This window comes from Aquitalea sp. S1-19 (assembly GCF_024343515.1).
In genome coordinates this window covers 1-6,684 of sequence record NZ_RJTZ01000142.1, presented here as the reverse complement: position 1 = coordinate 6,684, position 6,684 = coordinate 1, and the positions used below count along the sequence as shown (strand labels likewise).

At 63.9% G+C, this 6,684-nt stretch carries 5 protein-coding genes; 3 read left to right on the top strand and 2 right to left on the bottom strand.

Features of this window, described 5'->3' with window-relative positions; translation table 11 throughout:
- Together EGI20_RS15795 and smc are read right to left on the bottom strand one after the other, a co-directional pair.
- The coding region (locus EGI20_RS15795; RefSeq protein ID WP_498632600.1) for an MFS transporter at window positions 1-936 on the bottom strand (936 nt) is incomplete at its 3' end.
- Between the two features lie 265 nt (window positions 937-1,201).
- On the bottom strand, window positions 1,202-4,627 hold the full coding sequence (gene smc, locus EGI20_RS15790; protein ID WP_498632603.1) for a chromosome segregation protein SMC: 3,426 nt from the start codon (window positions 4,625-4,627) through the stop codon (window positions 1,202-1,204).
- Between the two features lie 187 nt (window positions 4,628-4,814).
- Between smc and EGI20_RS15785 the strand changes: the two genes are divergently transcribed.
- The 3 genes from EGI20_RS15785 to EGI20_RS15775 all read left to right on the top strand — a co-directional run.
- A complete protein-coding gene (locus EGI20_RS15785) occupies window positions 4,815-5,366 on the top strand; it encodes a YqgE/AlgH family protein (protein ID WP_498632601.1) in 552 nt (183 codons plus the stop codon).
- Window positions 5,359-5,796: a Holliday junction resolvase RuvX gene (ruvX, locus tag EGI20_RS15780; protein ID WP_124734674.1), complete on the top strand. Its 438-nt coding sequence runs from the start codon at window positions 5,359-5,361 to the stop codon at window positions 5,794-5,796. Before EGI20_RS15785 ends, ruvX begins: the two co-directional genes overlap by 8 nt.
- 169 nt (window positions 5,797-5,965) lie before the next feature.
- On the top strand, window positions 5,966-6,684 hold a 719-nt coding region (locus EGI20_RS15775; protein ID WP_498632598.1), incomplete at its 3' end, for an S-methyl-5'-thioinosine phosphorylase.

The following is a 6,684-nucleotide window of genomic DNA, read 5'->3' as shown; positions in this document are numbered from 1 at the left end:
GATGCCGCCGCCGATGCGGTCGCCGCACCAGCCGCCAAACGGGCGTGACAAGGCCGCCAGCATGGGCCCGATAAACAGGTAGGGCGTCGCATCATGCAAGGGAAACAGCGTGCGCGACAGCAAAGGAAAGGCTGCCGCCATGCCAAGGAAAGTGCCGTAAGTGCCCATATACAAAAGGCAGACATACCAGGTGTGGCGTTCTTGCATCATCTTCCATTGGTCGCGCGGCGTCAGCCTGAGCTTGGGCAGGTCATGGGCGTAGACAAAGCACAGCACCGACACCAGCAAAATAGGCGCGATCCACAGATAGCCGGCGTTTTGCAGCCAGACCGGATAAACCTCGCTCCCATGCCCCCAGATTTGCGAGCTACCGGCCAGTGTGCCGAACAAGGGAACCGAGATGGCAAGCGGGATCAGCAGTTGCGCCATCGACACCCCCAGATTGCCGATGCCGGCATTCAGCCCCATGGCCAGGCCTTTTTGTGCCTTGGGAAAAAACAGATTGGTATTGGACAGGTGCGAGCTGGAGGCGCCGCCGCCTATGCCGCAGCAGGCGCTGATCAGCAGTAACAGGGGAAAGGGTGTGCTGATGTCTTGCACCACGTGGCCGACGCCGAAAGCGGGTATCAGCAGCAATAAGGTGGAAACTGCCAGCCAGGTTCCGCCACCGGTCCAGCTCCACAGCGAGGAATAAATGATGCGCATGAGGGCACCGGTCAGCGGCGGAATGGACACCAGCAAAAACTGTTGCTGGTGGGTGATGGAGAAGCCAACCGATGGCAGGTTGACCACGACCATGCTCCACATCATCCAGATATTGAAGTTCAGGTGCAGGGCCAGGATGGACAGCAGCAGATTGCGCCTGGCAATCGGCTTGCCGCGTGCCAGCCAGAAAATCAGGTTTTCCGGTTCCCAGCGTTGGATACGGATGGTCATGCTGCGAGTGTTGTTCCTGTGATGATCGGTCATGGCCGGCCAAGCGGCACTTGTCTATTGCTAACGGGCGCGGCGCGTCGTCAGTCCGGGCTTTTCCCATTCCTTCTCCCGTCGGGAGAAGGTGGCGCGTCGCGTCGTCAGCCCGGGCCTTTTCCCTATCCCTTCTCCCCTTGGGGAGAAGGTGGCGCAAAGCGCCGGATGAGGGGGAGGGGCGGTTGAGGCTGCGGATTATCGACTGCGGGGCGCACAAGCCATTTGCGCCAGATCAACCATGCTCGCGCAGCTTCAGCGCCTCGACGATATCGACCGCCACGATGCGGCTTACCCCCTGCTCTTGCATGGTCACCCCCACCAGTTGTTCGGCCATTTCCATGGTCAGGCGGTTGTGGCTGATATAGAGGAACTGTGTCGCATCCGACATTTTCTTCACCAGTTCGCAGAAGCGGCCGGTGTTGGCGTCGTCCAGTGGCGCATCCACTTCGTCCAGCAGGCAAAATGGTGCAGGGTTGAGCGAGAACAGTGCAAACACCAGACTCATCGCGGTCAGCGCCTTTTCGCCGCCGGACAAGAGATGGATGGTGCTGTTTTTCTTGCCCGGCGGTTGGGCAATGATCTGGATGCCGGCATCCAGCAAATCCTCGCCTGTCAGCACCAGCTCGGCGTGGCCACCGCCAAACAGGGTGGGGAAAAACTCGCTCATCTTGCTGTTGACCGCATCGTACGTGGTCTTGAGCATGTCGCGCGTTTCGCCGTCGATGCGGCTGATGGCGTCTTCCAGCGTGGCCATCGCTTCGTTCAGGTCATCGCATTGCGCGGCCAGATAGTCACCGCGCTTTTGCGCCTCGGCCAGTTCTTCCAGCGCGGCGAGGTTGACGGCACCCAAGCCTTCCAGCGCGCGCGCCAGACGCGCGATTTCGGCGGCCAGCGCGTTCGGCTTGACCGCATCGGTCAGGGCTTCCAGCAGCGGTGCCTCGTCGGCACCGGCTTCCAGCAGCTCTTCGGCAAAGCGCGCCATATTCAGGCGTGCCTCCTGATGCTTGAGCAGCCAGTCGCTGCGCGCCTCGCGTAGCGCCGGCAAGCTGGTGCCCACCGCCTGTTGCCGTTGCGCCAGCTGGCGCAATTCTTCGGTGAAGCCCGCCAGCGCATCGCGTGCGCCCGACAGCGCCAGCTCCTGCGTTTCGCGCGCCATGATGGCTTCTTGCAGCATGTCCTCGGGAATGGCCTCGATCACCGTTTCGGCTTCCAGTGCCAGCGTTTCCAGCCGCTCGGCCAGCGCCTCTTCGCGTTCGGCCAGCTCGCGTGCGCGGCGGCCGGCCTCGGCGGTTTTCTGCTCGGCGGTGCTCATCGCTAGTTTGGCTTCGTGCACGCGGCGTTCGGCGTCGCGCGTGCGGTTGCGCGCCAGCTCCAGCCCGGTTTCGGCATTCAGGCGCGCCAGACGCGCGTCTTCCAGCGTATAGGTCAGCTCTTCCAGTGTCAGTGCTGCCTCTTCGGCCTGCATGCCCATTTCGGCCATGTCCTGCTCGGCCTGAGTGCGTGTTTCCTGCAGCCGTGCGCGCTCGGTATTGATGGCCGACAGGCGCGCCGCGCCCTGACGCGCGGCCTGATCCAGACGCACATGCTCCAGCGTCACTGCCGAGAGTTCCTGCTCCAGCCGGCTGATCGCGCCTTTTTGCGCGCGCACCGCCTCGGACAGCATGCCGGCCATGCTGGCGCTGGCTTCACGCTTTTTCTGCGCGCTATCTATTTGGGGCACCAGCTCGGCGCTGCGTGCGCGTGCCGCATCCAGCGCGCCTTTGCGCGCCATCAGACCGGCGCCCGAGGCTTCGGCGTAATAGGCGACACTGAGTGCATCGACCCGGTGGCCTTCGGGTGTGATCCAGGCTTCGCCGCCGGCAAGTTCGCCGCGGCGCTCAAGCGCTTCGTCTAGCGTGTCGGCGCAATACAGGCCGGCCAGCCATAGATTCAGCGCTGCATCAAAAGGCGCGGCCGCGCGTGCATGCGCCGCCAGCGGCGTGGCATGGTGCGCCCGGCTTGGCGCGTGGGGCACAACCTTGCCGTCGATGAGCTGCAGCGCCGCCGGTGGCAGGCTGTCAGGCAAGTCGGCGGCACGCGCCGACAGGCGTTTGTCCAGTACCGCCTCGATGGCAATGCGCCATGGCTCGGGCACTTGCAGCGTCTGCCACAGCTGAGGTGCATCGCTTAACTGCTGGCTGTCCAGATAGTCGCCCAGCGCTTCGCCGGCAGCTTCGCGCTGCAGCATATTGTCCAGCGCCTCGGCTTCGGCTTCGGCGCGGGCCTGCTCGGTGCGCAGCCTGGCGAGCGCCGCATCGGCATGTTCGCGCTCGCTGGCCATATCGGCGAGTTTGGCCTCGTCCGCCGCCACGCGTGCGCGCACTGCATCCAGTGCGGCGCGCGCCTGTGCAACCTTGTCTTCCGCGCCTTGCAGCGCCGCTGCTTCGGGTAGCGCCAAAGCCTGCAGTTCGCGCGTCAGTGCGTCTTCGCGCTCGGCCACCTGTTGCAAGGCGTGCTGGCGGTGCTGGATGCCCTGGCGTGCTAGTTCGTGTTCGCGGCTGAGCTGGGACTGGCTGGCGGTGAGGCTGGCCAGCGTGGCGTCGCAGCCGCGAAACTCGCCTTCGGCTTCGGGCAGACTGGTGGCGCCGTCTTCCAGCGCCATCTGCGCCTCTTCCTGCACCATCTGCGCTTCTTCCAGTCGCGGCAGCCATTCGTCCAGCTCGGCTTCCATCTGGGCGCGGCTGCCGGCCAATGTCTGGCGCTCGTTTTGCAATACGCCCATTTCGCGTGCAATGCGGCTCTGGTTTTCGCTTTGGTGGCGCTGCTGTTCTTCCAGCCGGGTGAGCTGGCTGCTGGCATCAAACAGCGCCTGCTGCGCCGTCTGCACCTGGTCGCTGGCGCTAAAGTGCGCCTCGCGCACCGTCTCCAACCGGGTGTCCAGCTCGGTCAGCAGTGCCGCCTGTGCGGCCTCTTCTGTTTCGATGCGGGCAAGTTCGCTGCGCGCCGCCGCCTCCAGCCGCGCCGCTTCTTCGCGTCGCGCCAGCGCCAGCAGGTTCTGCTTGAAGGTGAGGGCGCCGCGCAAATCGTTGTACTGGGCGGCGACTTCGGCCTGCTCGGACAAGCGTTCGACCTGGCGCGTCAGCTCCTGCTGCAAGTCGGCGATGCGTTCTAGGTTGTCGCGGGTGTCGCGCAGACGGTTTTCGGTCTCGCGCCGGCGCTCCTTGTATTTGGACACGCCGGCGGCTTCTTCCAGATAGGCGCGCAGCTCTTCCGGCCGCGCCTCGATAATGCGCGAGATCATGCCCTGCTCGATCACCGCATAGCCGCGTGCGCCGACGCCGGTGCCGAGGAAAAGGTCGGTAATGTCGCGCCGGCGCACCTGCTGGTTATTGATGTAGTAGCTGGACTCGCCCTGGCGCGTCAGCACACGCTTGATCGCCACCTCGACATACTGGCCCCAGCTGCCGGCCAGGGTGGCGTCGCTATTGTCGAATACCAGCTCGACCGAGGCGCGGCTGACCGGCTTGCGCGTGGTCGAGCCGTTGAAAATCACGTCCTGCATCGATTCGCCGCGCAACTGCTTGGCCGAAGACTCGCCCAGCACCCAGCGCACTGCGTCGATCACATTGGATTTGCCGCAGCCATTGGGACCGATCACCGCCACCAGTTGCCCGGGCACCGGGATATTGGTCGGGTCGACAAAAGACTTGAAGCCGGAGAGCTTGATATGGGTAAGGCGCAAGACGTGGTTCCAGACAGGCGAGGCGAAAGGAAACGATTCTACCGCAGGGCAGGGTAAAAGCGGTTAAAGCCTTGTTCACTTGCCGTGTGGCGCATTGCCTACCCATAATGTCGGCATGAGCGACCTGACCCTTTCCCACCATTTCCTTATCGCCATGCCCAATATGGCCGACCCGCTATTTGCCAAATCGCTGGTGTATCTGTGCGACCACGGCGAGCACGGTGCGATGGGGATGATCATCAACAAGCCCTCCGGCATCAGCATGGGCAAGCTGTTTAGCCAGATCGAGCTGACACTGGACTCGGGCACGCTGGCTGATGCCCCGGTGCTGTTTGGCGGGCCGGTGCAGCCGGAGCGCGGCTTCGTGCTGCACGAGCCATTGGGCGACTGGCAGTCTAGCTTGCACATCAGCGACACGCTGGCGCTGACGACCTCGCGCGAGGTGCTGCAGGCGGTATCCGAAGGGACAGGTCCTCTGCGCCTGACCATGTCGCTAGGCTACGCCGGCTGGGAAGCCGGCCAACTGGAGCAGGAGATCGCCCAGAATGCCTGGCTGACGGTTGCCGCCGACAGCAAAATCATCTTCGATCTGCCGCCCGAGGCGCGTTACGCCGCCGCCATCGCCTTGCTGGGCTTCGACCCTGCGTTGCTGTCGGGGGATGTCGGTCATGCGTGAAGAACTCGCAGGTACCGTGCTGGGCTTTGATTTTGGCGAGCGGCGCATCGGGGTGGCGCTGGGCGAAACCCTGCTTGGCATCGCCCACCCACTTATCACCATCGATACCCTGGTCACCGACGAGCGCTTTGCAGCCATCGCGAACTTGCTGGCCGAATGGAAGCCGGTGGCGCTGATTGTCGGCCTGCCCACCCATGCTGACGGCACACCGCATAATATGACCCGTCTGGCCACCAAGTTTTCCAACCGGCTCAAAGCGCGCTACGGCCTGCCGGTGTTTCTGGTGGACGAGCGCTACACCTCGGAGGTGGCCGAGAGCATGCTTAACGACGCAGGCTTACGCGGGCGCAAGCAAAAACCCGCGCTGGATCAGGTCGCGGCACAGGCGATTTTGCAGTCCTGGTTCGAGGGCGTGGGCGAGCGGGCGTGATGTCGGCTCCGGCGCAGCTTTGCTTGCCGGCCGTGATGACATACGCAGCGTCACATCGTGGGGCTGCGTATTTGTAGCGTACCTTCCTCCGTTTGACTTGGCGGCTATACCGTCAAATACATCTGTGTTTCAATACCAAAAAATTTAATATTCCGTCAGGGGTGACCGTATGCTCGCCATTATCGGAGGCCGTGGTCTGGCCAGCCTGCCAAGCCTGGAAGTGACACACCGCCAGCTGATCCGCACCCCGTATGGCGAGCCATCCTGCCCGCTGACTTATGGTCGCATCGGCACGCAAGGTGTGGTGTTCATGGCACGCCATGGCTATGGCCACTCGTTTGCCCCGCATGAAATCAATTACCGCGCCAATTTGTGGGCGCTGCATAGCCAGGGCGTGCGCTGCATTATCGCGGTTGGTGCGGTCGGCGGCATACGCGCCGATATGGTGCCGGGCTCGCTGGTGTTGCCGCACGATATTATCGACTACAGCTGGGGGCGCAAGCACACCTTCTTCGAAGGCCCGGATCGCCCGGTGGTGCATGCCGACTTCACCCGCCCGTACTGCCCGCAGATGCGCGCCCGCCTGCTGGCCAGCGCCGCGCAAAGCGGCATTGCCTTACTGAATGGCGGCGTCTACGCCTGCACCCAGGGGCCGAGGCTGGAGAGCAGCGCCGAAATCCGCCGCCTCGAAGGCGATGGCTGCGATATGGTCGGCCAGACCGGCATGCCCGAAGCGGCGCTGGCGCGCGAGCTGGATCTTCCCTATGCCCATCTGTGCCTGGTGGTGAACTGGGCGGCGGGCAAGGGTGAGTCGGCCGAGCAGGTGGCATTCGAACCGGCCGCACTGGGGCAGGGCGTGGCGAGCGTGGGGACGGTGATCGAGACCCT